At 70.7% G+C, this 26,397-nt stretch carries 20 protein-coding genes; 10 read left to right on the forward strand and 10 right to left on the reverse strand.

Annotation, left to right across the window (positions count from 1 at the left end; translation table 11 throughout):
• Positions 1-16: 16 nt before the first annotated feature.
• Positions 17-253, reverse strand: coding sequence for a DUF397 domain-containing protein (locus ACWEOZ_RS11670; protein ID WP_212987754.1), 237 nt, complete (start codon positions 251-253; stop codon positions 17-19).
• A 258-nt stretch (positions 254-511) separates the two neighbouring features.
• Here ACWEOZ_RS11670 and ACWEOZ_RS11675 point away from each other — a divergent pair, with 258 nt between their 5' ends.
• Entirely contained in the window at positions 512-760 is a 249-nt protein-coding gene (locus ACWEOZ_RS11675; protein WP_451910679.1) for a hypothetical protein, read from the forward strand.
• A complete protein-coding gene (locus ACWEOZ_RS11680; RefSeq protein ID WP_451910680.1) occupies positions 738-1,109 on the forward strand; it encodes a hypothetical protein in 372 nt (123 codons plus the stop codon). The genes ACWEOZ_RS11675 and ACWEOZ_RS11680 overlap by 23 nt, the downstream gene beginning before the upstream one ends.
• Positions 1,110-1,425: 316 nt before the next feature.
• Here the strand turns inward: ACWEOZ_RS11680 and ACWEOZ_RS11685 are convergent, their stop codons facing one another.
• Together ACWEOZ_RS11685 and ACWEOZ_RS11690 are read right to left on the reverse strand one after the other, a co-directional pair.
• Positions 1,426-2,253 (reverse strand): SAM-dependent methyltransferase, encoded by an 828-nt coding sequence (locus tag ACWEOZ_RS11685; RefSeq protein WP_451910681.1) that lies wholly within the window; start codon positions 2,251-2,253, stop codon positions 1,426-1,428.
• A 107-nt stretch (positions 2,254-2,360) separates the two neighbouring features.
• Entirely contained in the window at positions 2,361-3,965 is a 1,605-nt protein-coding gene (locus ACWEOZ_RS11690) for a diguanylate cyclase (protein ID WP_451910682.1), read from the reverse strand.
• Positions 3,966-4,169: 204 nt separating this feature from the next.
• On the opposite strand from ACWEOZ_RS11690, the gene ACWEOZ_RS11695 reads away from it, so the two are divergent.
• Positions 4,170-4,841, forward strand: coding sequence for a TetR/AcrR family transcriptional regulator (locus ACWEOZ_RS11695; protein ID WP_451910683.1), 672 nt, complete (start codon positions 4,170-4,172; stop codon positions 4,839-4,841).
• Between the two features lie 116 nt (positions 4,842-4,957).
• Positions 4,958-6,385: an MFS transporter gene (locus ACWEOZ_RS11700; RefSeq protein WP_451910684.1), complete on the forward strand. Its 1,428-nt coding sequence runs from the start codon at positions 4,958-4,960 to the stop codon at positions 6,383-6,385.
• A 160-nt stretch (positions 6,386-6,545) separates the two neighbouring features.
• Here the strand turns inward: ACWEOZ_RS11700 and ACWEOZ_RS11705 are convergent, their stop codons facing one another.
• Positions 6,546-8,153, reverse strand: coding sequence for an MDR family MFS transporter (locus ACWEOZ_RS11705; RefSeq protein WP_451910685.1), 1,608 nt, complete (start codon positions 8,151-8,153; stop codon positions 6,546-6,548).
• Positions 8,150-8,638: a MarR family winged helix-turn-helix transcriptional regulator gene (locus tag ACWEOZ_RS11710; protein WP_451910686.1), complete on the reverse strand. Its 489-nt coding sequence runs from the start codon at positions 8,636-8,638 to the stop codon at positions 8,150-8,152. Before ACWEOZ_RS11710 ends, ACWEOZ_RS11705 begins: the two co-directional genes overlap by 4 nt.
• A 106-nt stretch (positions 8,639-8,744) precedes the next feature.
• On the opposite strand from ACWEOZ_RS11710, the gene ACWEOZ_RS11715 reads away from it, so the two are divergent.
• Positions 8,745-9,347 carry a TetR/AcrR family transcriptional regulator gene (locus ACWEOZ_RS11715; protein ID WP_451910687.1) on the forward strand — a complete coding sequence of 201 codons (603 nt, stop codon included), beginning with the start codon at positions 8,745-8,747 and terminating at the stop codon, positions 9,345-9,347.
• Between the two features lie 144 nt (positions 9,348-9,491).
• Here the strand turns inward: ACWEOZ_RS11715 and ACWEOZ_RS11720 are convergent, their stop codons facing one another.
• Positions 9,492-10,934, reverse strand: coding sequence for a cellulose binding domain-containing protein (locus ACWEOZ_RS11720; protein ID WP_451910688.1), 1,443 nt, complete (start codon positions 10,932-10,934; stop codon positions 9,492-9,494).
• A 183-nt stretch (positions 10,935-11,117) separates the two neighbouring features.
• Between ACWEOZ_RS11720 and ACWEOZ_RS11725 the strand changes: the two genes are divergently transcribed.
• Together ACWEOZ_RS11725 and ACWEOZ_RS11730 are read left to right on the forward strand one after the other, a co-directional pair.
• Positions 11,118-11,879, forward strand: coding sequence for a dienelactone hydrolase family protein (locus tag ACWEOZ_RS11725; RefSeq protein WP_451910689.1), 762 nt, complete (start codon positions 11,118-11,120; stop codon positions 11,877-11,879).
• Between the two features lie 157 nt (positions 11,880-12,036).
• A complete protein-coding gene (locus tag ACWEOZ_RS11730; protein WP_451910690.1) occupies positions 12,037-13,704 on the forward strand; it encodes a hypothetical protein in 1,668 nt (555 codons plus the stop codon).
• A 1-nt stretch (position 13,705) separates the two neighbouring features.
• Here the strand turns inward: ACWEOZ_RS11730 and ACWEOZ_RS11735 are convergent, their stop codons facing one another.
• The 4 genes from ACWEOZ_RS11735 to ACWEOZ_RS11750 form a co-directional block, all read right to left on the reverse strand.
• Positions 13,706-14,071: a hypothetical protein gene (locus ACWEOZ_RS11735; RefSeq protein ID WP_451910691.1), complete on the reverse strand. Its 366-nt coding sequence runs from the start codon at positions 14,069-14,071 to the stop codon at positions 13,706-13,708.
• A 65-nt stretch (positions 14,072-14,136) separates the two neighbouring features.
• Positions 14,137-15,774 (reverse strand): DUF2334 domain-containing protein, encoded by a 1,638-nt coding sequence (locus tag ACWEOZ_RS11740; protein ID WP_451910692.1) that lies wholly within the window; start codon positions 15,772-15,774, stop codon positions 14,137-14,139.
• Positions 15,774-16,967: a non-hydrolyzing UDP-N-acetylglucosamine 2-epimerase gene (gene wecB, locus ACWEOZ_RS11745; RefSeq protein WP_451910693.1), complete on the reverse strand. Its 1,194-nt coding sequence runs from the start codon at positions 16,965-16,967 to the stop codon at positions 15,774-15,776. Before wecB ends, ACWEOZ_RS11740 begins: the two co-directional genes overlap by 1 nt.
• A 33-nt stretch (positions 16,968-17,000) precedes the next feature.
• On the reverse strand, positions 17,001-18,347 hold the full coding sequence (locus tag ACWEOZ_RS11750) for a glycosyltransferase family 2 protein (RefSeq protein ID WP_451910694.1): 1,347 nt from the start codon (positions 18,345-18,347) through the stop codon (positions 17,001-17,003).
• A gap of 493 nt (positions 18,348-18,840) precedes the next feature.
• On the opposite strand from ACWEOZ_RS11750, the gene ACWEOZ_RS11755 reads away from it, so the two are divergent.
• From ACWEOZ_RS11755 to ACWEOZ_RS11765, 3 genes are read left to right on the forward strand one after another with little or no spacing between them, the layout of a single operon-like run.
• Positions 18,841-19,416 (forward strand): hypothetical protein, encoded by a 576-nt coding sequence (locus ACWEOZ_RS11755; RefSeq protein WP_451910695.1) that lies wholly within the window; start codon positions 18,841-18,843, stop codon positions 19,414-19,416.
• A gap of 27 nt (positions 19,417-19,443) precedes the next feature.
• Positions 19,444-21,510, forward strand: a complete 2,067-nt coding sequence (locus tag ACWEOZ_RS11760) for an SPFH domain-containing protein (protein WP_451910696.1) — start codon at positions 19,444-19,446, stop codon at positions 21,508-21,510.
• Complete coding sequence (locus ACWEOZ_RS11765) at positions 21,507-26,396, forward strand: DNA repair ATPase (RefSeq protein ID WP_451910697.1); 4,890 nt, start codon at positions 21,507-21,509, stop codon at positions 26,394-26,396. Before ACWEOZ_RS11760 ends, ACWEOZ_RS11765 begins: the two co-directional genes overlap by 4 nt.
• Position 26,397: the final 1 nt, after the last annotated feature.

Genomic DNA, 26,397 nt, shown 5'->3' on the forward strand with positions numbered 1-26,397 from the left:
CACCCCGAGGGGTGAGCTACTGGAGCAGGTTGTCGAAGTCCCCGTCGCGGACCCCGCCCAGGAACGCCTCGATCTCCGCCGGGGTGTAGATCAGGGCCGCACCCTCCGGGTCGCGTGAGTTCCGCATGGCGACGCTGCCGTCCGGGAGTGCGGCGCACTCGACGCAGTTGCCGCTGGGGTTGCTCCGGCCGCTCTTCTGCCAGGTCACACCCTCCAGCTGCCCGGCGGGCATGCCGTTAACAATGCGCGTCATTACTTGCTCCCTAACGGTTTGACCGGTCCGGGGACCGGCTCTGTGTGTCACGCCGGCTACCTGCTGTGCAAATGCACGTGCATTTGGCCTTGCGTTCTCACATGATTGTGAGCATGATAACGCACGAGCCCCACGGAAAGTGGGTCACGGAGGGTGACATCTTTGAGTGACGGTTCGGTCGCGGACAGGCCGCTGCGACTCCGGCACTGCGCGACGCGAGGCTCCCTGGCGGGGGCGTCCGAGCGGGAGGAAACGAGCATGACGGTCCCGAACGCCGGTCCGCAGCAACCGGAGCACGCCGACGCCGACGGCGCGGACATCCGGAGAGGCAACCCGGCCCTGGTCTACCGGGACGAGTCGCTCACCGGAGGCACGGAAGCGGCATCGATCCGGGCCACCGTCTCGCACCGGTTCAGCGGCGTCCGTCACCCCCAGACCCGCTCCAACCGGTTCCCCCAGGCCGAGCAGCACCCGAACGACGGCGGTGATCCCGACGCGAGTCACTGAGCACGTCCACTGCGCGCGCCGACGGCGCTCCGGGACGGCCCTCGGCCGCAAGGTCTGGGCCCTGGCCGCCCCGATCATCCGCAGTGGACGCATCCAGCTGAGCGTCCCCCGCTGGCCGGTGCACGTCTTCGCGGAGAACGACTACTGCTACGGGATCGGCCCGCTCACCCTGCGGGTCGACCGGGTCGAGTGGGGCAAGCCGATCCCGTACGAGGGCGACACCTGGCTCGAAGTGGAGGGCACGGTGATCGACCAGGCCGGCCGCGAGGGATCGCGTCGCCAGGTGCTGGTCCGCGCCGGCCGCCTGCCGCACCCGCCGCCGCGCAGGCGCACGCGGCTCCGGGCCTGACAAATTCATACTTCCGAGCGACGCCCGCGGGTGTCGCTCCGAGCGCGCCGCAGGGCGCGCCGCCCGACTCCGGCCGGGCGGTCCGGTTCCCCCGTGCCGGATCGCTCGGCCGGGCCCCTTTGGGAGCGTCCGGGACAGACCAAGGTCAAGAGCTGGATGTCGTGCCTGAGTGGGTGGTGCTGGACGTCGCTCCCGCCGAGACCGGTCGCTGCGCTCCCTGCCAGCTGATTGCCTGGCTGAGCTCGCTCGCTGCGCTCGCAAACCCCGCTGTCGCTCCGAATCCCGCTGTCGCTCCAACCCGAGCGGAGCGGAGCGGTCAGGGCTTGCGGGCCACGCCCGCCCAGTAGTGAGCCGCCTCCGGGGCCTGGGCAGGCTGGTCGGGCCGCCAAGCGGAGACCGGCACCAACCCCGGCTCCAGCAGCGCCCAGTCGCCGAAGAAGCGCCGGACCTCGTCCTGGGTGCGGGCCACCAGCGTCATGCCGGCGCCGGTCGCCGCGGCCACCGCCTGGTGCACCTGGGCCGGGTCGAAATCAGCCGTCGGATGGGTGATCGCCAGCACGCTGCCCGACGGCATCGCGTCCCGCAGCTCGGCCACCAGCGCCCACGGATCGTCCGCGTCCGCCAGCAGCATCAGGATGGCGATCAGTGTGAGACCCACCGGCTCGGCGAGGTCGAGCGTCGTGATCAGTACCTCGTCCGTGAGGATCGACCGTGGCCGGCGCAGATCGGCCGAGATGTACTCGCTGCGGCCCTCTTCTGAGCTGATCATCAGTGCGCGGGCGTGGACCAGCACGATCGGGTCGTTGTCCACGTAGACCACCCGGGTGCGGGGGTCGATGCGCTGGGCGATCTCGTGCAGGTTGGGCCGGGTCGGGATGCCGGTGCCGATGTCCAGGAACTGCCGGATGCCCTCCCGGGCGACCAGGTCACGGGCCGCCCGGTGGACGAACTTGCGGTTCTCGCCGGCCATCCGGCGCAGGTCGGGGATGGCCTTGATCATGGCTTCGGCGACGGCCCGGTCGACGGCGAAGTTGTCCTTGCCGCCCAGCCAGTAGTCGTAGATGCGGGCCGAGTGCGGCACGTTGATGTCGACCCCCGGCGGGGCGAGCTCGGCCGGCGGGACAACTCCGCTGTGCTGCGTCACGACCGCCTCCTGTTCCGGACCACCCCTGGCCGTCCCCGACGTACGGAACGAGCCTAGTGGGCGGATCGGGTCGGAATTCAGCCATGTCCCTCGATCGATCCGTGGCTTCAGGCCGCCGAAGCGCTGTCCCGGTACGACCGGTGGCGGGCGTCGCGCGGGCCCGTGGAGATCACCCGGTCGCGTCCCGCGTGCTTGGCCACGTACAGGTGGCGGTCCGCGGTGGACAGCAGGCCGGCCTGGGTCGGTGTGGGTGCGTCGCGCAGCCCGGCCGCGCCGATGCTGACGGTGACGGGCAGGCCGCGGGTCAGCTCGGTCCAGTCGTAGTAGCTGACCGCCTGACGGATGCAATCCAGCCGGCCGGTCGCCTCGGACACGTCGGTGCCGGGCAGCACCAGCAGGAATTCCTCGCCGCCCATCCGGGCCACGAAGCCGTCCGGCGAGACCGCCGCGAGCTCCGTCTCCAGCAGCTTGGCCACCAGCACCAGCACCTGGTCGCCGACGTCGTGCGACAGCTGATCGTTGATCCGCTTGAAGTGGTCCAGGTCGACGATCGCCACGGTGAGCGCGCCGCCGGCCTCGATCAGGTCGGGCAGCTCCTCGTCCAGGTAGCGCCGGTTGCGCAACCCGGTCAGCGGGTCGCGCCGGGCCTGCTCGCGGAACCGCTCGGCCTCCTGCCGGGCCTCGGTCGTCTCGAACATGGCCTGCCGGGTGCGGGCCTGAGCCTCCCGCTGCGACGAGTGCAGCGCGTTGTGGGCGGAGAAGAAGATCTTGTGTACGGCGAAAGCCTCCGCGAACTCACCCCGCGCGGCATGCAGCTCGGCCTGCTCCTGGTGCACCCGGACCAGCACGTCGCCGAGTCCACGCTCGACACAGAGGCTGCGGGACATGTCCAGGTTGACCTGGGCGCGGTCGGTGGCCCGCAGGAAGCGCTGGGCGCGGGCCAGCGTCAGCATGTATTCGGCGAGCGCGTCCGCATCCTCGTAGTTGCCGTCGTGGTGGCGCCGGACCGCTTCCCGCAGGGTCCGCTCGGCCGCCAGGTAGTTGCCGTTCTCGATCTCGATGACGCCGATGGTGTCGAGCACGGCGGGGTCGAGGGCGAAGCCGTGCCGCTCGGCCACCTGCTGGAGCCGGTGCGCGACCTCCTGGGCGCGGCCGTTCTCGCCGGCGGCGTGCTCGGTGTACGCGTAGTTGTTGAGCATGCCCATGAGCAGCCGGGGCAGGCCGAGATCGACCGCCAGCTCCTCGGTCTGCTGGTACCGCTGCCGGGCCGCGTCCATCGAGCCGGCCAGGCCGAGCGCGTCGGCCAGCTTGGCCCGGTGCCAGACCTGCATGTGCGGGGTGGCCCGCTCGTCGAGCAGCTCGACGGCGAGCACGGAGTGCTCCAGGCACTGGGCGGCGTCGCCCAGGTGCCGGTGGATGTTGGCCCAGACCAGGTGGGTGCGGGCCAGCACGATGTTGTCGGTGTGGTCGGTGGCCCACTGGTGGATCTTCCAGATCCGCCGGGCGGCCGCGGCGACCTCACCCTTGCGCATGAGCATGTTGGCCTGGCAGAGCCGGGCCCGGAAGACGAGCCGCTCGTCCCCGCGGGCGAGAGCCTGCTCCTCGATCTCGACGGCGGTCGCGAGGGTGGCTTCGGCGTCCCAGAGGTACTGGTCCTCGATCTCCGTCAGGGCAGCCGACAGCCGCGCCGCGTCGTCCTGGCGTACGTCCATCAGGCTCACCCCTTTCCCTCAACGCGAATCATCGACACCGCGGACCCCTGCTGAAGAGAAATGACAAACCTTTCAGGTGTACGGGACATCGCGCTCCGTTCCCAAAGGCTAGCCGTGAGTGAGCGCCGACCCCCAGCGTCCCAGACGTGATCCACCTCGCCGCCACCGCGGGTGGCCCCGCCATGTACGTCGTACAGTTGCCGGATGGCCAAGCGGAACGATGCGACCCGGGGACGGCTGAGCCGCGAGGCGATCGTGGTCGGTGCCGTCGCGCTGGCCGATGCCGAAGGGCTGGACGCGGTCACCATCCGCCGGCTGGCGCAGGAGCACGGCGTCACGCCGATGGCCATGTACTGGCACTTCAGTGATAAGGACAGCCTGCTCGACGGCCTCGCCGAGCACCTGATCGAGGCCGTGCAGCTGCCCGAGCCGAGCGACGCGCCGTGGCCCGACCAGCTCCGCGAGATTCTGGTGGCGTTCCTGGTGGCGATCCGCCCGCACCCGGCCATCGCGGGTCTGGCGCTGCGCCGCATCCTCACCGCCGAGTCCGGGCTGCGGATCGCCGAGCGGGTGCTCGGGCTGCTTCGGGAAGCCGGCTTCGGGGCCGGCCGGGCCGCGGAGATCGGCACCTTCCTGATCTGCTCGGTCATCACGCTGGTCGGCGCGGACCCGGCGCCCGGGCCGTGGCAGCCCGGCGAGGAGCGGGAGCAGGCCCGGCGGGACAAGCGGGCCCGGCTCGAGTCGCTGTCTCCGGAGCGCTACCCGAATGTCCTCGCCGCCGCGCCCGCGCTGGTGGTCTGCCGCGACGAGGACGACTACTTCGCCCTCAACCTCGACCTGCTGGTGCAGGGCGTGCGCGGTCTCCCGCGCGACTGATCAGCGCGTCGTTCGTCACACCGATCCACCCGGTCCGTCGCTTGACGCACCTATACGCCGTACATCTACGGTGTACATGTACGCCGCACAGGGCGGCGCTCGGTGGAGGTGGAACCGTGCAACGCAATCCGTGGTCGACCCTGGCCGTCATCGCGGTCGCCCAGTTCATGGTCGTGCTCGACGTGACGATCGTGAACGTGGCGCTACCCGACATCCAGCAGGATCTGGGCTTCTCGGCCTCCGGGCTGCAGTGGGTCGTCAGCGCGTACACCCTGCTCTTCGGGGGTTTTCTGCTCCTCGGCGGCCGCGCGGCCGACCTGCTCGGCCGCCGCCGGGTCTTCATCGTCGGGCTGGTGCTGTTCGGCCTGACCTCGCTGATCGCCGGCCTCGCGCAAAATCCCGAGCAGCTCGTGGTGATGCGCGCGATCCAGGGCCTGAGTGGCGCGCTGCTGTCGCCGGCCGCGTTCGCCATCCTCACGGTGACGTTCAAGCACGGCCGCGAGCGCAACATCGCGATGGGCGTCTGGGGCGGCCTGGCCGGCCTCGGCGGCACGCTCGGTGTGATCGCCGGTGGCCTGCTGGTCGACTCGCTCAGCTGGCGCTGGGTCTTCCTGGTCAACGTGCCCATCGCGATCGCGCTGGCCGCGATCGTCCCGTTCTTCGTCGGCGAATCCAAGGTCACGACAACCGGTACGCGCACCTTCGACGTCGCGGGCGCCCTGCTCAGCACGGCCGGCCTGCTGGCCATCGTGCTCGGCGTCATCCGGGCCGAGCCGCTGGGCTGGTCCTCCTTCGAGGTGCTCGGGCTGCTGGCCGGTGGCCTGGCCCTGCTGGCCGCCTTCGTCCGGGTGGAGGCCCGGTCGGCGGCGCCGCTGGTGCCGCTGAGCCTCTTCCGCTCGCGGGGCCTGACCACGTCGATCGTGGCGCTGGCCCTGAACGGCGCAGCGTTCCTGGCGATGTTCTTCCTCACCGCGATCTTCCTGCAGCAGGTCCGCGGCCTGACCGCGCTGGAGACCGGCCTGCAGTTCCTGCCGATGGGCATCGCGGCGATCGCCAGCGCGGTGATCGCGTCGCAGCTCGTGACCCGCTTCGGCACCAAGCCGGTCCAGTTCGGCGGCGCGGCGCTCAGCGTGGTCGGCCTGCTCCTGCTCTCCGGCGCCGACGCCACCGGCTCGTACGCCCTGACGATCCTGCCCGGCCTGGTGCTGTTCGGGATGGGCATCATCGCGGTGGGTACCCCGGCCTCGATCGCGGCCGTCGCGGATGTCTCGCACGACCACGCCGGTGCGGCGTCCGGCGTGGTGAACGCGGGCTACCAGGTCGGTGGGGCGCTGGGGCTGGCGGCGATCACGACGCTGGCGACGTCCCACGTGGAGTCTCTGGTGACCGGCGGTGCGGGCCAGCAGGATGCGCTGGTCGGCGGCTTCGAGCGGGGCCTGATGATCGCGGCGCTCTTCGCGGCGGCGAACATCGTGATGGCGCTGGGAGCCCCACGGCTGCGCCCGACCGCGGACCAGATGGCCGAGGCCGCAGCGGCGGCCTGATCCGGCCGCAGGGACGGCAGCGGCACCGGCCTGATCCGGGCGGCCGAGACAGCAGCGGCACCGGCCCGGTCCGGCCGGCAGCTGCACCAGTCTCATCCGGGCCGCAACGACGACAGCGGCGCCCGGGAGAATCCGAGCGCCGCTGTCGTCGTTGCGCTGCTTACCGGCTGATCGAGCCGGCCGGGATCGTCGACTCGTCCTCGGCGGTCTTGGCCGCCGGGGCGGCCGCCGCCAGGTCGATCGTCGAGCGCAGCGTGATCTGCTTGAACAGCAGCGCCGCGATGACGCCGACCACCGCGATGCCCGCCGAGATCAGGAAGATGTGGCCGGTCGCGTCGCCGTACGCGGCCCGGACGATGTGCTGCATCGCCGCCGGGAGCTCGGCCAGGTTGAGGCTGCTGGTGTCGCCGCCGGAGCCGGCCGCCGGGACGCCGGCCGCCGCGAGCTGCGTGGTGATCGAGCCGGTGACCCGGTGGGCCAGGACCGCGCCGAGCACCGAGACGCCGATGGTGCCGCCGAGCGAGCGGAAGAACGCCACCGTCGAGCTGGCCGCGCCGATGTCCTTGAGCTGGACCGAGTTCTGCACCGCGAGCACCAGGTTCTGCATCGACATGCCGACCCCGATGCCGACCAGGGCCATGCCCACGCCGACGTACCAGAGCGGGGTCTGGTGGTCGATCACCGAGAGGGTCGCGAAGCCGGCCACCAGCACCAGCGTGCCCGTCACGATGTAGGGCTTGATCTTGCCGGAGTTGCTGATCATGCGGCCGGAGATGGTCGAGGAGACCAGCACGCCGGCCATCAGCGGGATGGTCAGCAGGCCGGCCTCGGTCGGGCTGTAGCCGCGGCCGATCTGGAAGTACTGGCCCAGGAAGACGGATCCGCCGAACATCGCCATGCCGACCGCGAGGCTGGCCAGGATCGACAGGGCCGTGGTGCGCTGCTTGACGATCGCCAGCGGCACCACCGGCTCGGCCGCCCGGGACTCGACCCAGACCGCGAGCGCCAGCAGCACCAGGCCCGCGCCGACCATGGCGCCGGTCTGCCACGAGATCCAGTCGAACGAGCTGTCCACGAACGACACCCAGATCAGCAGGACGCTGACGCCGGCCGCGATGAGTGAAGCGCCCGCGTAGTCGATCTTCACGTTGTCCCGGCGGATCGTCGCCAGGTGCAGGGTGCGCTGGAGCACGACCAGGGCGATCACGGCGATCGGGGCACCGATGAAGAAGCACCAGCGCCAGCCCAGCCACGAGGTGTCCACGATCAGACCGCCGAGCAGCGGGCCTCCGACGGTCGCCAGGGCGAGCACGCCGCCGAGGTAGCCGTTGTACCGGCCGCGCTCGCGGGGCGGGATCATCGCGGCGATCGCGACCTGGACCAGCGCCTGGACGCCGCCCATGCCGATGCCCTGGAACGCGCGGGCGGCGATGAGCTGGCCCGCCGTCTGCGAGAAGCCGGCCACCACCGAGCCGGCGATGAACAGCACGATGGCCAGCTGGACCAGCAGCTTCTTGCTGTAGAGGTCGGCCAGCTTGCCCCAGATCGGGGTGGTGGCGGTCGCGGTCAGCAGGCTGGCCGTGACGACCCAGGTGTACTGGGTCTGGCTGCCGTTGAGCGAGCCGATGATCTTCGGCAGCGCGGTGGAGACGATGGTGGCGCTGGACATGGCGACGAACAGCACCAGCAGCAGGCCGCTGAGGGCCTCCAGGATCTGGCGGTGGCTCATCGCGCCGGGTTCGGCGCGGGTGACGGTGGGTGCGCTCATCGCGCGACCTCCAGGTTTCGGTCGGTACGGGTCAGCAGGTCGGTGGCGAAGCGCTGGAGCAGCCCGGAGAGGAGCGCGATGTCCGCCGGACTCCAGTCGCGGAGGGCGTCGGCGAGGCGCTCGTCCGCCAGGCGGTTGAACTCGTCGAGGGTGTGCTGCCCGCTCGGCGTGACGGTGAGCACGCTGGCGCGGCCGTCCCTCGGGTCGGCGGTGCGGGCGACCAGGCCGGAACGGACCAGGCCGGCGACGGCCCGGCTGACCGTCGAGGGGTCGAGCGCGCACCGGGCGGCCAGGTCCTTCAGGTGGCAGCCGCCGACCGGCTCCCCGCCGATGGCGTTGATCGTCGCCAGGACGCCGATGGTGCCGGTGGGCACGGTCTCGTGCCGGGCGGGCAGGTCGCTCTTGAACAGGCGGACGGCCTTGAGCAGGTCTCGGACGTTGGCGAGCAGCTCATGACGCGCCGCGGGGCCGGCGTCGTGGGCCATGGGCCACCTCCTCCAGTTGATTGCCACATACAACTATCGGCTCATGTTGCCCACTGTGCAAGTTTGCTCATTGGGAAGTGAGTCACATCCTGGCTAGGCTCGACCCATGAGCACGACGATCGCCGAGGTGGGCCTGCGCGAGCGCAAGAAGGCGGCCACCCGGCAGGCCCTGCACGAGGCCGCGGTGCGCCTCGCGATCGCCCACGGCGCCGACAAGATCACGGTCGAGGCCGTCGCCGACGAGGCCGGCGTCTCCCGCCGCACGTTCTCCAATTACTTCGCCAGTAAGGAAGAGGCGCTGCTGCACGGCGACCACCAGCGGATCGCCGTGCTGATCGGCATGATCGCGGCCCGGCCGGCCGGCGAGGGCCCGTGGCAGGCGCTGACCGGGGCGGCCCGGGAGTTCTACCGGCAGGTCGGTGAGCTCGATCCGGCCTGGGCCGCGCAGACCCGCATGCTGCGCAGCCAGCCCGCGCTGCTCGCGCAGCAACTCAACACCTTCGCGGCGGTGGAGCGCGAGCTGGCCGCCGCGGTCGCGGCCCGCTCGCACCAGCCCGATCCCTCAGGGGTACGCGCCCGGCTGACGGCCGCGACGTTCATGACCTCGCTGCGGGTGGCAGTGCACATCTGGCTGGAAGCCCCGGCGGACACGTCCCTGCCGGACCTGGTCGATCGGGCGCTGGCCGAGGCTGGTCGGGGCTTCGCCTGAGCTGCTCCCGCGACGCCGGAGGCGGAACGCCGAACCGCTGCTTTCGGCCCGGCCCGGAAACGGGGGCGCGGCGCCGAGAGTGGGGGCTCTCGACGCCGCGCGATGGGTTGAGGGTTCGGGGAAACCCTTTCCGGGGACGGGTGGTCAGCCCTGGAACGTGGCGAAGATCTTGCTGAACTCGAACGGGGCCTGGGCCACGTTGGTGCACTGGAACAGCGCGCCCGTGCAGGCGTTGCGGTCGCGGTTGGCCTCCCAGAAGGACACGAAGCCCAGGTGGCTGGCGTTCGCGAAGGCCACTAGGTCCCGGGCGTCGCTCTGGCTGAAGGTGCCGTTGTCGTCGTTCTTGCCGAGCATGGGGGTGACGCCGACCATCCGGAACGCCGCTGCGTCGCTACCGCCGTAGATCGCCTTGAGCTGGTCCTTGGTCGACTTCACGGCCTGGATGGCCAGGTCGCCGTAGTCCTGCGCGGACCGGCCGTAGTCCATCGCCATGATGTTGACCAGGTCGAGGTCGACGCCGGCGTTCTTGGCCGACCGCACCACGCCGAGCCCGTCGGCGGTGAGGCCCTCCGGCAGCACCGGCAGAGTGAGCGAGATCTTCAGGCCCGGGTTGGCCCGCTGCAGGGCGGCCAGCGCGGTCGAGCGGCGGGCGATCGTGGTGGGGTCGGCGACGGCCGCGCCCTCGATGTCGAGGTCGATGTACTTCAGGTCGTACGCCGAGACGACCGCCTGGTACTCGGCCTGCAACGCCTTGACGTCGGTGCACGCCTGGGCGAGCTCGACGCCGGTCGCGCCGCCGAAGGACACCTTGACGTCCCCGCCGGCCGCGCGCAGTGCCGTGATCTGGTCGCCGAACTGCCCGGCCCGCGGGTCGAAGGCGTTGAACCAGCTGGCCTTGCAGCCGGCGCTGGTCACGAAGGCCAGGGTGTACGACTTCACGTTCCCGCTCTTGGCCAGCTGCGCCAGCGTGGTGCTGCCGTTGGACAGCAGCCCCATGTCGACGTAGGGGGCGACCAGGACGTCGCCGCCGGGAGCAGCGGGCGGAGCCGTGGTGGTCGGCGGCGTCTTGGTGGGAGCAGTAGTGGCCGGCGGCGTCTTGGTGGGAGCAGTAGTGGCCGGCGGCGTCTTGGTGGGAGGCGCGGTGGTGGGAGCGGTGGTCGGTGCGGGGCCGCCGCCGGTGCAGGCGGCGCCGTTGATCGTGCAGCTGGTCGGTGCGCCGCTACCGGCCACGATGAAGCCGAACTCGGCGCTGGCCCCGGCCGGGATCGAGGCGTTGTAGCCCCGGTCCTTGGCGGTCGACGTCGTACCCGAAGTGGTGACGGCCGCGTCCCACGAGCTGCCGAGCTTGGCACTCGCCGGCAGCGCGAAGGTCAGCTGCCAGCCGGTGACGGCCGAGCTGCCGGTGTTCTTGATCGTGTAGCGCGCCTGGTAACCGGAGCCCCAGTCGGAGTCCTTGCTGAACGTAGCCGTCAATCCGCCGGGACCCGCGGCCGGAGTGGTCGCTGCGACCGCCGCGAGTGCACCCCCGCCCACAGCGAGTAACGCCGCTGTCAGATAGATGGACAGGCGAAGACGGTTGCGTGCCATGGATGACTCCGTTCGCGGGGGACGCCGACGGCGTTGATCCTGACTCTGAGTGCATTAAAGAAAGAGGGGAAATTCCTTAAATCTGTCTCAAGCACGGGGCCCCGGCGTGCAGTGCGATGCACGGAGGGTAGGAACGCCGCAGTACGGTCGAAGAGATCACCGACGCCGCTCAGGAGGCAGGGCATGCGCAAGACGATGGTGGACGTGCCGACCGAGGACGGGACCGCGGACGCGTACCTGGTGGTGCCGGACGGCGACGGGCCGTTCCCGGGTGTGCTCTTCTTCATGGACGCCTTCGGGCTGCGGCCGCGGATCCACGAGATGGCCGAGCGGATCGCGGAACGCGGCTACGCCGTGCTGGCGCCCAACCTCTTCTACCGCAGCGCCCGCTCGCCGGTCGCCGACACCTCGAATCTGGCCGACCCGGAGGAACGCGGGAAGGTCTTCGGCCGGCTCATGCCGATGATGCAGCAGCTGGACACGGCCGCGATCACCCGGGACACCCGGGCCTACCTCGACTTCCTCGCGGCCCAGGAGGGTGTGTCGGCCGGTCCGGACGCCATCGTCGGCTACTGCATGGGTGGTCTGAACGCGCTCAAGGCGATCACGGCCTACCCGGAGCGGATCGTCGCACTGGCCAGCTTCCACGGTGCCCGGCTGGCCACCGAGGAGCCGGACAGTCCGCACCTGCAGGTCGCCAAGATCAAGGGCGAGGTGTACTTCGCGCACGCCGATCACGACCACTCGATGCCCCAGGAGCAGATCGACCGGCTCGAGGCCGCCCTGGACGCGGCGGACGTGCGGTTCCGGTCGGAGATCTATCCCGGTGCCGAGCACGGCTTCACCATGGCCGACACCGCCGCCTACTCCGCCGAGGCCGAGAAGCGGCACTGGGAGAAGCTCTTCGAGCTGCTCGACAGCACCCTGCCCACCCCGGCCCGCTGACGGGCCGGCTTTTGCTCAAGTAATCGCGGCGCCGGTCGATTGGCGGGTTCGAGGAGAGTCCCGACCACGGCCTGGAGGCCACATGCTCGCCGGCGCTCGAACATTCACCGCCAGGTGGCGTCAGCGCCGGCGCGACCGTCGCACCGATGCCGGCTCCATGCCGCTGGCCATGCTCGTCACCCTCTGCGGGGTCACGCTCAGCGCCGGCCTCGGCGGGGTGGTTCTGGACCAGTTCCACCAGAGTCAGCGCCTCGCCGACCGGGTCGCCGCCGTGGATGCCGCCCAGGCCGGGTTGGACGCCGGGCTCAAGGCGATCCGCGACACCTACAACATCAACGGGGCGCTGCTGGACAAGCTGCCCTGCGGCGTCCTGACCCCGCCCACGGACAAGACCAAGAACCCGTTCGCGGGACTCGGCAACTCCACCAGCGGCATGCCGGCCTACTCCACGACGGTGGGCTACTTCCTCACCAACCCCTCGAACCTCGTCAGTGAGCTGGAGAAGCTCGGGCCGCTGACCAACATCAACAAGCTCGCGGCGGGCAACTCCCTGACCAGCGTCCTGGCCGGGGTGACCAGCAAGGTGACCGACACCACCGGGCTGACCCAGGCGCTGAGCACGGCGATCGGTTGTGTCGGCAGTGACGTCAACGGCGTGGGCGGGGCACTGCAGCAGGTGCCGCTGTTCGGGCTGCTGCGTTCCGAGGGCACGGTCGGCAAGACCAAGCGCACGCTCTACGCGACCTACACGTTCCACACCAGCGAGGACAACATCCCCGGTGGGCGCATCGTCATGAGCGCGTCGAACGTCACCACCAAGCTGTGCCTGGGCAACCTGAAGAACAAGCCGAAGCCGGGCGACCCGGTCAGTGCGGTGCCCTGCACCAGCACCGACAAGCAGGCCGCGATGATCTATCCGAACAACCTGTCCCTGGTGCTCTCCGAGACCCGTGCCCCGAAGGTGAACAACAAGCTGACCGGCCTGCCGGCCACCCCGGCGGACGACGACACCTACACGTACGGGCTCTGCGTGACGGCGACGACGTACACCTACGAGGCGCCGGTGATCTTCCAGGAGTGCGTGAGCCCGAAGATCGGCACCCAGCAGTGGAACTACGAGGTCAACGCCCAGACGTACTACGCCAACGACGGCCTCACTGCCACCAACCGGTTCTGTCTCAACGCCAAGGACGCATCCGTCGGCGCCCCGATCGTGCTGCGCAACAAGACCTACTGCGGCTCGGCGAACGTCAACCAGCGTTCGTTCAGCCCGGAGGCGTCGGTGGGCCCCGGCGGCGCCGGCCCGAAGAGCAAGCAGCTGGTCAGCACCCAGGAGGTCGGCCGCTGCCTGGACCTCACCAACGAGAACGTCAACAACTCGATCAAGGCGCTGATCACCTACCCGTGCAAGCAGAGCTTCAGCAGCGACGTCTACTGGAACCACAAGTGGATCACGCCGACCATCACCGCCCCGGCGTACAAGGCCATCGGGCAGATCTCCACCCAGCCGCCCGGCCTGGTGCCGTACTGCCTGAAGAGCCCGGGGGTGGCCAACGCCTTCGTGTGGGTCGCCAAGTGCTCGGACGGCGGGACGAACCTGCAGTGGACGATCTACGAGAACGCCCCGACGTACAAGGAGTCGTACCAGATCGTCGACGGCTTCGGGCTCTGCCTGATGCCGGCCGGCTCGCTGGGCGCCGCCTACAAGTACAGCGGGCTGTGGAGTGAGGTCATCGTGGCCACCTGCACCGGCAAGGAGATCCAGAAGTGGAACATGCCCTCGTCGGTGGACCCCAGCCCGCTGAAGTCCATGAAGGAGAAGTAGGTCAGTCGTCGTCCAGCAGGCCCGGGAAGTAACGGCGCAGCGCCACCACGTCGTACACCTGCCGGATCCCGCTGATGGCACCGTCGGCGACCGTGACGAACTCGGCGATGCGGACGGTCCCGAAGGGGGCCACGCAGTCGTAGACGAGCGAGGCGCGGTCGCCGGCGCACGTGGTCGACACGATGGTGACCGAGTCGGCGAACGCCGCGATCCGGTCCAGGGTCTGCACCAGTTCCTCGTCGTCGACCGGCACGTCCAGGTTCCACTCGATCTCGGCGTCGCCGGCGATCACCCGGCGCACCGCCCGGGGGTCACAGTTGATCCAGGACTGCGCGTAGAAGGCGACGACCTCCGCCGTACCCGACATCGAATCTCCCTCGTCCGCACAGCGGCCGCCGCCCGGCAGGGCAGCGGCCGCTGGTCATCTTATGGTCAGCCGTTCAGCATCGAGGGGCCGCTGACGAAGGTGTAACCCTGCGCCTTGATCCCCGTGACCAGGTCCTTCAGGTGGTCCGTGCCCAGGTACGGGTGGTAGAAGAAGCTCGCCACGCCGTCCCGGACGACCAGGTTGCGACCGGCCGAGGCGAGCAGGTCGGCGGGGAGCCGGGCCGGGTGGTTGTTGAACGCCTCGGGCTCGACGTTGCCGATGTTCTCCGGGATGACCACCGAGCCGTAGACGTCGCGGACGGTGTAGGGGAAGAACTGGCCGAACTGCCGCGTGTAGTCGAACTTCGCCCCGGTCAGCACGCCCGGGAAGTACAGGCCGCGGTCGTAGCGCCGGCCCAGGGCCGAGTTGACCGCCTGGTAGTCCACGGCACTGCCGGCGTAGTGCGGGAACTCGAAGATGCTGGGCACACCCAGGCCGGCCAGGGCGAAGGTCAGGCCCGAGGCGGCGATCCGGCTCGCGGCCCACGCGGCCGAGTCACCGGGTACGGGCCCGTCGTAGATGACGCTGTTGTTCGCGTCCACGTGCGCCGAGTAGAACTCGAAGTCATTGGCGCTCTCGCCGTCGTACGGGTTGGCCACGCTGCCGAACTGGTGGGTGTAGCCGTGCATGAGCAGGGTGCCGCCGCGCTGCTGCATGTACTTCAGCGCCGCCACCACCTTGGGCTTCTGCATCATTGTGTAGTCCTGAGCCTGGCCACCGTTCTGCACGCCCAGCGGGTCGCGGTAACGCGGGTAGACGGCGACACTGAACGGCACCTTCTGCGCGTACAGGTAGTCGGCGATCGCGCGCAGCTCGGCCGGGTCGGAGTCCGGGCCGACGTCCTCGATGCGGGCCAGCGCGCGGTGCCGTTCCCGGGAGAAGCCGGTGTCGCCCAGCGAGTCGAAGAGCAGGTCGGCGAAGGCCAGGTAGCGGTCGTCGTGCGTCACGTACGCGAACGGGATCTCCCCCACGTAGGTGAGATTGCCCGACTGCACGGCCCACGGGAAGGTGGTGCCGTCCGGGCGTACCGCTGTGGCCAGGGTCTTGACCTTGGTCGCGTCGGTGATCCCGAGGTTCATGATCCCGGACTTGTCGGTGGTGTCCCGGGTCAGCTTGCGGCCCTTGTACTCCACTTCGGCCACCGCGGCGAAGTCGAACGCGCCGCTGGTGAAGCCGTGGGTGGCGGCGAAGTCGGGGTCCCGGGCGGCCAGCTGCCAGATGTTGTCGAACACCCAGGTGACCGGCTTGGTGGTGGCGGTGACGTCGTCCAGGAAGGCGGCCGGCAGCGGCTCGTCGTAGGTCGACCCGAGGTAGATGACCGCGGTGTACGCGGACAGGTCGCCGGCCCGGTAGCCGGCCACCGGAGCGGCCGTCCAGGAGCCGAAGTGCGAGCTCAGGTTGGCCGTCTGGGTCGCGTAGACCTCACCCATCCAGCCGTAGTCGCCGGTGGTGTCGTAGAGGACGAGCGTCTTGGCGGTGCCACCGCCGGGGGCGGCCTTGCCGGACTTCGCGGCGATCGACGTGGTGGCGGCGGTCCGCACGGCGGCGTCGGCGTTGACCACACCGACCCCGAGGGCGGCGGTCGCCGTGACAGCGACGCCGGCACCGAGCAGGGCGCGGCGGGAGAGCTTGGACATGCGCATCAGAGGGACGCTCCGAACGTGGCGGCGGCGGTGGAGACGCCGGTGGGCATGGGGGACGGTGCGGGGGCGAGGCCGAGCAGGGCCGCGGTGGCCTGAGCGGTACGGGCGGCAGCGAGCCCGTCGCCGTACGGGTTGCCGCCCGCGGTCATCGCGTCGCGGCGGAGCTTGCTGTCGAGCAGCGCGGACGCCTCGCTGACGATCAGGTCGGTGTCGGAGCCGACCAGCTTGGCGCAGCCGGCGTGCAGCGACTCGACCCGTTCGGTGACGTCGCGCAGCACCAGCGCCGGTACGCCGAACGACGGCGCCTCCTCCTGGATGCCACCGGAGTCGGTGAGCACCAGGTAGGCCTCGGAGAGCAGCCGGGACAGGTCGGGGTACGGCAGCGGGTCGGTGACCGTGACCCGGTCGATGCCGCCGAGCCCGGCCTCCACCTGGGCGCGGACGGCCGGGTTGGGGTGGCTGGGCAGGATCACGTCGATGTCGGCGTACCGCTCGACCAGCCGGCGGACCGCGGCCAGGATGCGGTCCAGCGGCGCGCCCCACGACTCGCGGCGGTGGGCGGTCACGACGACCAGCCGGCGCCCGGTGGCAGCGGCCCGGGCCGCGGCCACCTGCGGGTTCTCGAACGGAAGCCGGCGCCCGGCGACCGCCAGGGTCGCGTCCACCACGGTGTTGCCGGTGATCAGCACGTCCGCGGTGGCGATGTTCTCGTCGAGCAGGTTCATGGCGGCCAGCGGCGTCGGGGCCAGGTGCAGCGCGGCGACCTGGGCCACGAGCCGGCGGTTGGCCTCCTCGGGGAAGGGCGAGTCGAGGTCACCGGAGCGCAGCCCGGCCTCCAGGTGCACGACCGGGATGCGGCGCCAGAACGCGGCCAGCGCGCCGGCCAGGCTGGTGGTCGTGTCGCCCTGCACCAGCACGGCGGCGGGGGCCCGCCGGGCCCAGAGCGTGTCGAGCTGCCGGATCATCTCGGTGAGCAGTTCGGCCTGGCTGCCGGTGCCCCGCTCGACCTGCAGCGTGACGTCCGGGGTGAGGTCGAAGGCGGCGAGCGCCTGGCTGACCATCGCCGGGTGCTGGCCGCTGGCCACCAGGACCGGGGTGACCAGGCCGGCGGCGTGCATGGCCAGCGCGACGGGGGCGAGCTTGACGGCCTCGGGGCGGGTGCCGCCGATCAGGTGGATCTCGGGGAGCGACATGTGGGGGAGCCTTCTTCCGGGAGGGGGGAACCTTCAGGCGGCGAGTGCGACTTGCAGGTGGTGCGGCAGCGGCTCCTCGGCGAGCCGTTCGGTCTTGGCCCAGGCCTGCCGGCCGGTGGCCTGCCGGCCGATGGCGCGGTAGGTGGCGACCAGGCCGAGGAGCAGGAAGATCGGGTACGCGGACGCGGCGATCAGCAGCCGGCGCAGGGTCTCGTCGCGCAGCCGGTAGCGGTGCACCAGCGCCCAGACGAAGCCGGGGAAGAACGTGACGGCGAACCACGTCCCGCCGCTCGCGCCGAGGGCCGCCCAGCTGTGCAGGTAGGGCACCGGGTGGCCGATCAGCAGGCCTGCCGTGGCGATCGAGACCGCGCCGAGCAGCACGACGGTGACCACCGCGTTGATCCAGGGGGAGATCAGGTAGTGCATGACCTCGAGCAGCGAGGTGGTGCTGATCCGCTTGGAGCTCATCAGCCGGCGCAGGTACCGGACGCACTGGATGTTGCCCTGGGCCCAGCGGGTGCGCTGGCGGGTGAGCCGGCGCAGGTCGACGACGGCCTGCTGGGTGACCGAGGCGCGGGGGGTGTAGCGGATGCCGACCCCGTCGAGGTGCATCCGCAGGCCCAGTTCGAGGTCCTCGACCAGGCACGCGGACCACGGTGCGTCGCCCAGGGCGAGCAGCGCGGACAGCCGGGTGAACTGCCCGTTGCCGCCGAGCCCGACCGTGTCGATGGTGTCCCGCAGGCTCTGGCAGGCGTTGACGATCGCGCCGAACTCCAGGTCCTGCACCGCGCCGAGCAGCTTGTTGCGGTTGCGGATGCGTACCTGCACCTGCACGGCGCCGATCGTCGTGTCGCGCATCATCCGCGACACCTCGAGCAGGATGTTGCGGCTGCCCTGGCCGTCGCCGTCGATGATGCCGATGACGACCTTGTCCGGGTCGACGCCGTCCTCGGCAGTGCGTTCGGCGATGTAGCGGTACGCGGCGTTGAGAGCCTCACCCTTGCCCTTGCGGGCCTCGGGCAGCTCACGCCGCAGCACCCGCAGCCGCGGGTGGTCGATGGCGGCGAGGACCTCGGGGGTGCGGTCGTCCGAGCCGTCGTCCACCACGAGCACCCGGGCGAGCGTGCCGCCGGGTCCGCTGAGGCTGAGAGCGGCGTTGACGGTGTTGCCGACGACGACCTCTTCGTTCAGCGCCGGCACGATGATCCAGAAGTGCTGCGGGGTGCCGTCGCCGTTGGCCAGGGACCGGCTGACGGTGGCGGTCCGGTGCGACGCGGCGTAGCGCACCGCGAAGCTCACCAGGGCGAGCGTGGAGACCGGCCAGGCCAGCATGATCGCGTATCCGACGACCACCAGGTACCAGCTGTCCGCTGCCGTCATCACTCGCCTCCCTTCGCCGCTGTCCGTGTTGCCAGCCGGTGTTTCAAGGCCGCGCTCTTGGACGTAATAGGACATTAGGGTGCTACGCAGCGTGACACAAGAGCGGCGACCGGACCGTTGGCGCCAACTGACCTTTCGGCCCATGACAGACATCTCAGACTCGGCGAATCGCCGTGAAAACCCCGAAAAGCCGCGTCACCCCGCGTGAGGACGCCGACGGACAAAGGCGGACGCTAGGGGTGCCGGAGCGAAGTTTTGACTACAGAAAGTGTTGTCAAGCGGTTGACGAGGCGCTGTCGCCGAGGGGCGCCGATAGCTCACGTTCCGTGAGGAATCGTCGGTATCCCGACTGAACAGACACCACGAACTGGTCGCTTCGGGGACAACACACGTTGACGGTTCCTGCGATCATCGACATCACCGCAGGAACACGGGCCGCCCACCTTTTCGGGCGGCCGATCGCGGTCGGCACACGGGGAAACGGGGCGTAGGCATGGGCGGGTTCTTCGAGGCTGCACTCAGCTTCCCCGCCGTCATCCTGACCCCGCTCCTGGTCGTCGTCATCGGCTACTGGCTCGTCGTCATCGTCGGCGGCGCGGACCCCGACGGCGACGGCGGCGACACCGACGGTGGCTTCCTCGGCTTCCTCGGCTTCGGCGGAGTGCCCGCCTCGGTGGTGCTCTCGCTGCTCATCGCGGTCGCCTGGTTCGCCGCGCTGGCCGGCGGCGAACTGCTCGGCGCGGTCCCGGCCGGACTGGTGCTGGCCGGCGCCCTCGTGGTCGCGTGGGTCGTCGCCCGCCTGGCCGTGTTGCTGCTGCGGCGTTTCCTGCCGTCCGGCGCCGAGCCGTCGCGGGCCGACTTCGTCGGGATGACCTGCATCGTGCGCACCGGGCGGGTCACCACCACCTTCGGCCAGGCGGAGGTGCACTCCCCCGACGGTTCGTCGGCGGTGGTGCAGGTCCGCCAGGCCGGCCACGACGATCTCCGGGCCGGCACGGTCGCCGTGCTCTACGACTTCGACGCGGACGGCGAGTTCTTCTGGATCGTCCCCGCAGACGTAGCTCTCTAGTCAGCCCCTCGGCAAGAAGGATCAATGATGGACGTGATTTCCACCGGTCTCGGTGTGCTCATCGCCGTCGTGCTGCTCATCGTGCTCGGCGTCGTCTTCTTCCTCAGCCGCATGTTCCGCAAGGTGGAGCAGGGCAAGGCGCTCATCGTGTCGAAGGTGCGCCGGGTCGACGTCACCTTCACCGGCGCGGTCGTGCTGCCCGTGCTGCACAAGGCCGAGACGATGGACATCTCGGTGAAGACCATCGAGATCTCCCGGACCGGCCGGGAGGGCCTGATCTGCCGGGACAACATCCGGGCGGACATCCGGATCACGTTCTTCGTCCGGGTCAACAAGACCACCGAGGACGTCATCAAGGTCGCCCAGGCGATCGGCACCACCCGGGCCAGCAGTGAGCAGACGCTGCAGGAGTTGTTCAACGCCAAGTTCTCCGAGGCGCTCAAGACGGTCGGCAAGCAGCTGGACTTCGTCGACCTCTACACCAAGCGCAACGAGTTCCGGGACCAGATCATCGAGGTGATCGGCACCGACCTCAACGGCTACAGCCTCGAGGACGCCGCGATCGACTTCCTCGAGCAGACCCCGATGCACTCGCTCGACCCGAAGAACATCCTCGACGCCCAGGGCATCCGGAAGATCACCGAGCTGACCGCGATCGAGGCGGTCCGCACCAACGACTTCCGGCGCAACGAGGAGAAGGAGATCACCCGGCAGAACGTGGACGCCCGGGAGGCGATCCTCGAGCTGGAGCGCCGGCAGGCGGACGCCGAGATCAAGCAGAACCGGGAGATCGAGACCATCCGGGCCCGCGAGACGGCGGAGATCCAGCTCGCCCAGGCCGAGGAGCGGCTCCGCGCCGAAGGTGCCCACCTGCGCACTGAGCAGCAGCTCGGCGTGCAGAAGCAGAACAAGGACCGGGAGATCGCGGTCGCCGAGAAGAACCGCGAGCGGGTCATCGCGATCGAGACCGAGCGCATCGAGAAGGACCGGATGCTCGAGGTCATCGGCCGGGAACGCGAGACCGAGCTGTCCACGATCTCCAAGGACAAGGAGGTCGAGGGCGAGAAGCGGGCCATCGCCGAGGTGATCCGCGAGCGCATCGCGGTGGAGAAGACGGTCGCCGAGCAGGAGGAGAACATCAAGCGCCTGCGTGTCGTCGAGGAAGCCGAGCGCACCCGCCAGGCCGTGATCATCAACGCCGAGGCCGAGGCCCAGGAAGCGCTGGTCAAGGACATCAAGGCCGCCGAGGCGGCCGAGACCGCGGCCCGGTTCAAGGCCCGCGAGGAGCTGCTGCTGGCCGAGGCCCGTCAGCAGACCGCCGAGCTGGACGCCCGGGCCAAGATCCGGCTGGCCGAGGGTACGCAGGCCGAGGCGGCCGCCGCCGGTCTGGCCGACGTCCAGGTGCGCGAGCGCAACGCCGAGGTCATCGAGAAGACCGGCCGGGCCAACGCCGAGGTCACCGAGCTCACCGGCCGCGCCGAGGCCATCGTCGAGCGGGAGAAGGCGCTGGTCGCCGCCGAGGCGATCCGCGAGAAGCTCAAGGGCGAGGCCGAGGGCCTGACCGAGAAGGCCGCCGCGATGGGCGCGCTGGACGACGCCACCCGCGAGCACGAGGAATACCGGCTGCGGCTGGAGATGGAGAAGGAGATCCGGCTCGCCGGCATCACCGTGCACAAGGAGATCGCCGAGTCCCAGGCGATGGTCGTCGCGGCCGGCCTGGAGAAGGCGAACATCGACATCGTCGGCGGCGACTCGGTCTTCTTCGACAAGCTGCTCGGCTCGATCACGATGGGCAAGAGCCTGGACGGCTTCGTCGAGCACTCGACCGTGGCCCAGGGCCTCGGCTCGCGTTACCTCGACGGTTCGGCCAGCATCACCGATGACCTGAGCCGGCTGCTCGGGTCGGTCTCCACCGGTGACGTGGCGAACCTGACGCTGGCGGCCTTCCTCACCCAGCAGATCAAGAACGGTGGCGAGGACTCGGGCAAGCTGCGTGAGCTGCTCGCCGCGGCCAAGAAGCTGGGCGTCGCCGACACCAGGGTCTCGTCCCTGACCGCGACCCCGGCCAACGGCACGGTGGTGGCCCAGCAGTGACGACCGCGCCCGTGAGTGCCGCGGCCACCGAGGCCGCGGCACTGGATGCCGGCACCTACGAGGTGCTGCGCGCCCGGCTCAGTGGCCAGGCCAAGGAGCTGGCCGCGCGGGCCGAGGCGCTCAACGCCCGCCGGGTGGAGACGTTCGGCGGCCAGCAGATGCGGCTGCTCGGCACCGAGCGCATCCGTACGGCCAACAACTGCGTGCCCCGGGACGTCGTGCAGGTCGGCGGCGCGATGCTGTTCGGCTACAACGTCTTCATCGGGCTCAAGACTGAGACGTCGATCGACGACGTCTTCTCGGTGCACGGCTTCAGCCGCGACGGCGAGGCGTTCCGCTTCGACCCGGGCACCGAGCGGCCCGGCCTGCTCGACGACCCGGTCTTCCAGCGCGACTTCGCGGAGCTCTACCGGTACTACCGCGAGACCCACCTGCTGCAGCTGCGCCGGCTGGAGGGCCTGCTGCTGGCGGTCTTCCAGACCGGGGCGCGGGCGGACGACCTGAAGGTGCTGCGCTGGAAGGTCGGCGTCGACGGCTCGGTGGCGTACGTGGACAACCGCGGCGAACGCGACCACGTCTTCCCGCCGTCGCACGACTTCGAGTGGACGCCGACCACCCGCGAGCAGCACGTCCTGGGCCGGCACCCGCACGTGTCCATCGAGGACGAGGTCTTCGTGGAGACGGTCGGCGGCACCCTGACCGTCAAGGTGGAGAACAACACCGAGGACGGCGAGGGCATCTTCTCCGAGCCGGTCGACGAGCCGCTGCAGAGCCTGGCCGACGCGGAGATCGCGTACGCCCGGATCGGGCCGCTGATCCTGCTGCGGGTGCTGCCGTACAAGGAGACCACCCAGCGCTACCTGATCTTCAACACGCGTACCCGGGACGTGCGGCGGCTCGACGGGATCGGCCAGGCCTGCCAGCGGCTGCCCGAGGACCAGGGCGTCATCTTCCCGGGCGGCTACTACCTGGCCACCGGGCTGGCCAAGACGTTCGACGCGGACGTCACCGACCTGGAGTTCGAGCGGGTGGTCCGCTCGGTCAACGGCGAGGACGTGCTCTACGTCTTCCACGCGCGGGCGTCGGGGCGGTATCTGCTGCTGCCGTACAACGTGATCCGCAAGGAGGTCGCCACCCCGATCACCTGCCACGGGTATTCGCTGTTCGACGACGGCACGCTCATCGCGTTCCGGCACGTCACCGACGAGCCGACCCGGGTGCACCCGATGCAGGTGTGGCAGACGCCGTACGTCTCGGACACGTACGCCGCGGCGCAGCCGGTCGGCACCGGGCCGCTGGACCGGGTGGGCAACGCCGACCTGGTGCGCGGCATCGCCGACACCCTGTCGGTGGCCCGGATGGTCGACGAGATGACGCCCTCCGGCGCCGTCTTCGAGGCCATCATCGCCGCGTGCGGCCGGCTCTTCGACCACTACCACTGGCTCGGCGAGCAGGAGCTGGGCGACCTGCGCACCCCGCTGTCGGAGGTCCGCGCGACCGCCGAGCAGGTCCTGGACGAGTACGAGTCCGTCCAGGAGCTGACCACCCAGGCCGCCACCGCGGTCGAGGAGGCCGCCGCCGCGACCACCTCGCTGATCCGCCGGGCCCGGGGCGAGGTGCCCACCACGACGGACGCGTGGATCCGGCAGCTGGCGTCGTTGCGCCAGGCCCAGGGCCGCATCGTGACCCTGCGCGAGCTGCGCTACGTCGACCTGGCCCGCCTCGACTCCCTCGAGCACGACCTGGCCGCCGAGGTGGACTCCACCGCCCGCCGCGCGGTCGAGTTCCTCCAGCGCGAGGACGCCTTCGCCGGTTACCAGCAGTCGGTCGAGCAGCTGGTCACCGACGCCGCCGGGATCGCCACCGTGGCCGAGGCCGCGCCCGTCGGCGAGCGGCTCACCGAGCAGGCCGACGGCCTCCAGGTCGTCACCGAGGTGGTCGGCGGCCTGGACATCGCCGACGCCACCGTGCGGGTCGCCATCCTGGAACGCATCGGCGAGGTGCTCGGCGGCGTCAACCGGGCCCGTGCCACTCTGGACGCCCGCCGGCGCGAGCTGGCCGCGGTCGAGGGCCGGGCCGCGTTCGCGGCGGAGTTCACCCTGCTGGGCCAGTCGGTCACGGCCGGGCTGGCCGCCGCGGACACTCCGGAACGCAGCGACGAGCAGGTCGCCAAGCTGATGCTGCAGGTGGAGGCGCTGGAGTCGCGGTTCGGCGACTTCGACGACTTCGTGGACCAGCTCAGCGCCAAGCGCTCCGAGGTCTACGAGGCGTTCGCCGCCCGCCGGCAGTCACTGCTCGACGAGCGGGCACGGCGCGCCGACCGGCTGGTCGACTCCGCCCAGCGCACGCTGGCCAGCGTGCAGCGCCGGGTCGCCGCGCTGGGCACCCTCGACGAGGTCAACACCTACTTCGCCACCGATCCGATGGTCGGCAAGCTGCGGTCGGTCGCGGGCGAGCTGCGTACCCTCGGCGACACCGTCCGGGCCGAAGAGCTGGACGGGCGGGTCAAGGCCGCCCGGCAGGAGGCCGGCCGGGCCCTGCGGGACCGCCTCGACCTGTACGGCGCGGACGGCAACACCATCCGGCTGGGCCGGCACACGTTCGCGGTGAACACCCAGGCCATCGACCTGACGCTGGTGCCGGACGGCGACGAGCTGGCGTTCGCCGTCACCGGCACGGACTACCGGGCGCCGGTCCGGGACGCCTCCTTCGCGGCCACCCGGGCGTTCTGGAATCAGACGGTGGTCTCGGAGACCGCCGCGGTCTACCGCAGCGAGCACCTCGCCGCCGCCCTGTTCGCCGACGATCCTGCTGGCGTCACCACGGCGGCCGCCGACGGCACCCTGCTGACCGTCGTGCGCCGGGCCGCTGAGGCCCGCTACGACGAGGGCTACGAGCGTGGTGTCCACGACGCCGACGCGGCACTGATCCTGGAGGCGCTGGTCCGCCTGCACGCCGCCGCCGGCCTGCTGCGCTATCCCGGTCCGGTACGCGCGGCGGCCCAGCTCTTCTGGGCCTTCGGCGAGGGCGACAAACAGGCCTGGAGCCGGCGGGCCACCTCGCTGGTCCGCGCCCGGGAGATGTTCGGCTCGGCCGGTTCCGCCCTGCCCGAGCTGTGCGCCGAGCTCAGTACGGCGGCCGCGGCCGGGCCGTTGGTGGGCGAATACCTGGTGGAGGAGCTGGCGAGCACCCCGGCCGGGTTCGTCACCAGCGCCGGGGCCCGCACCCTGGTCGAACGCTTCCACCGCGCGCTGGGCAGCGGCCCGGCGACGGCACCCCGCGACTACGCGGACGACCTGCGGGCGCTCGCCGATGATCTCGCGGCGCGGCAGCAGCTCGTCACCTCCTGGCTGACCGCTTTCCTGGCCGCGCAGCCGGACGCCGGGTCGGCCGACGACCTCGCCGAGGCGGTGGCGCTGGAGCTGACCGGGACCGCGTTGACCCGGTACGACTCCGCGGCGGCGCTGACCGAGACCGTCGCCGGGCTGCTCGGCAACCACCCGCGGATCGCCGGTGGCCGGCTGACCCTGCGGCTCGACGAGGTGCTGACCCGCACCCGCGAGTTCCGGGCCACGGCAGTGCCGGCGTACCGGGCGTACCAGAAGCAGCGGACCGCCCTGGCCGCCGCCGAACGCGAACGCCTGCGCCTCGACGAGTTCAAGCCCGGCGTGATGAACGCCTTCGTGCGCAACCAGCTGCTGGACCAGGTCTACCTGCCGCTGATCGGCGACAACCTGGCCCGTCAGCTCGGCGCGGCCGGCGACGCCAAACGCACCGACCAGTCCGGCCTGCTGCTGCTCATCTCCCCGCCCGGCTACGGCAAGACGACCCTCATGGAGTACGTCGCCAACCGCCTCGGCCTGGTCTTCGTCAAGGTCAACGGGCCGGCGCTGGGCCACGACGTCACCTCCCTGGACCCGGCCGAGGCCCCGAACGCGACGGCCCGCCAGGAGGTCGAGAAGATCTCGTTCGCGCTGGAGATGGGCAACAACGTCCTGCTCTACCTGGACGACATCCAGCACACCTCACCGGAGCTGCTGCAGAAGTTCATCTCGCTCTGTGACGCGCAGCGCCGGATGGAGGGCGTCTGGGAGGGAAAGACCCGCACGTACGACATGCGGGGCAAGCGGTTCGCGGTGTGCATGGCCGGCAACCCGTACACCGAGAGCGGGCAGCGCTTCCGGATCCCCGACATGCTGGCCAACCGGGCCGACGTGTGGAACCTCGGCGACGTCCTGGCCGGCCGCGACGACGTCTTCGAGATGTCGTACCTGGAGAACGCGCTGACCTCGAACCAGGTGCTGGCCCCGCTGTCCACCCGCGACCGTGCGGACCTGCCCCTGCTGGTCCGGCTGGCCGAAGGCGACGACTCGGTCCGGCCCGACCGGCTCAGCTACGCGTACTCGGCGACCGAGCTGGAGCAGGTGCTGTCGGTGCTGCGCAAGATGCGCCGGGTGCAACGGGTGGTGCTGCGCAACAACCAGGCGTACATCGCCTCGGCCGGGCAGTCCGACGCGGCGCGCACCGAGCCGCCGTTCAAGCTGCAGGGCTCGTACCGCAACATGAACAAGCTGGCCGAGCGGATCGTCCCGGTGATGAACGAGGCCGAGCTGGAGCTGGTGATCGACGATCACTACCGCGGCGAGGCGCAGACCCTGACGACCGGCGCGGAGGCGAACCTGCTGAAGCTGGCCGAGCTGCGGGGCCGGCTGACCGCCGAGCAGCAGGAACGGTGGGCCGAGGTGAAGGCGGCCTTCCTCCGCGAGCAGGCGCTGGGCGGCGACGGCGACGACCCGATGAGCCGCGCGGTGGGCGCAGTGAGCCTGCTCGCCGACCGCGTCGGCGGCATCGAGAAAGCCATCGGCCGCCTGGCCGACCCGGGCTGAG

Source organism: Actinoplanes sp. NPDC004185 (assembly GCF_053603475.1).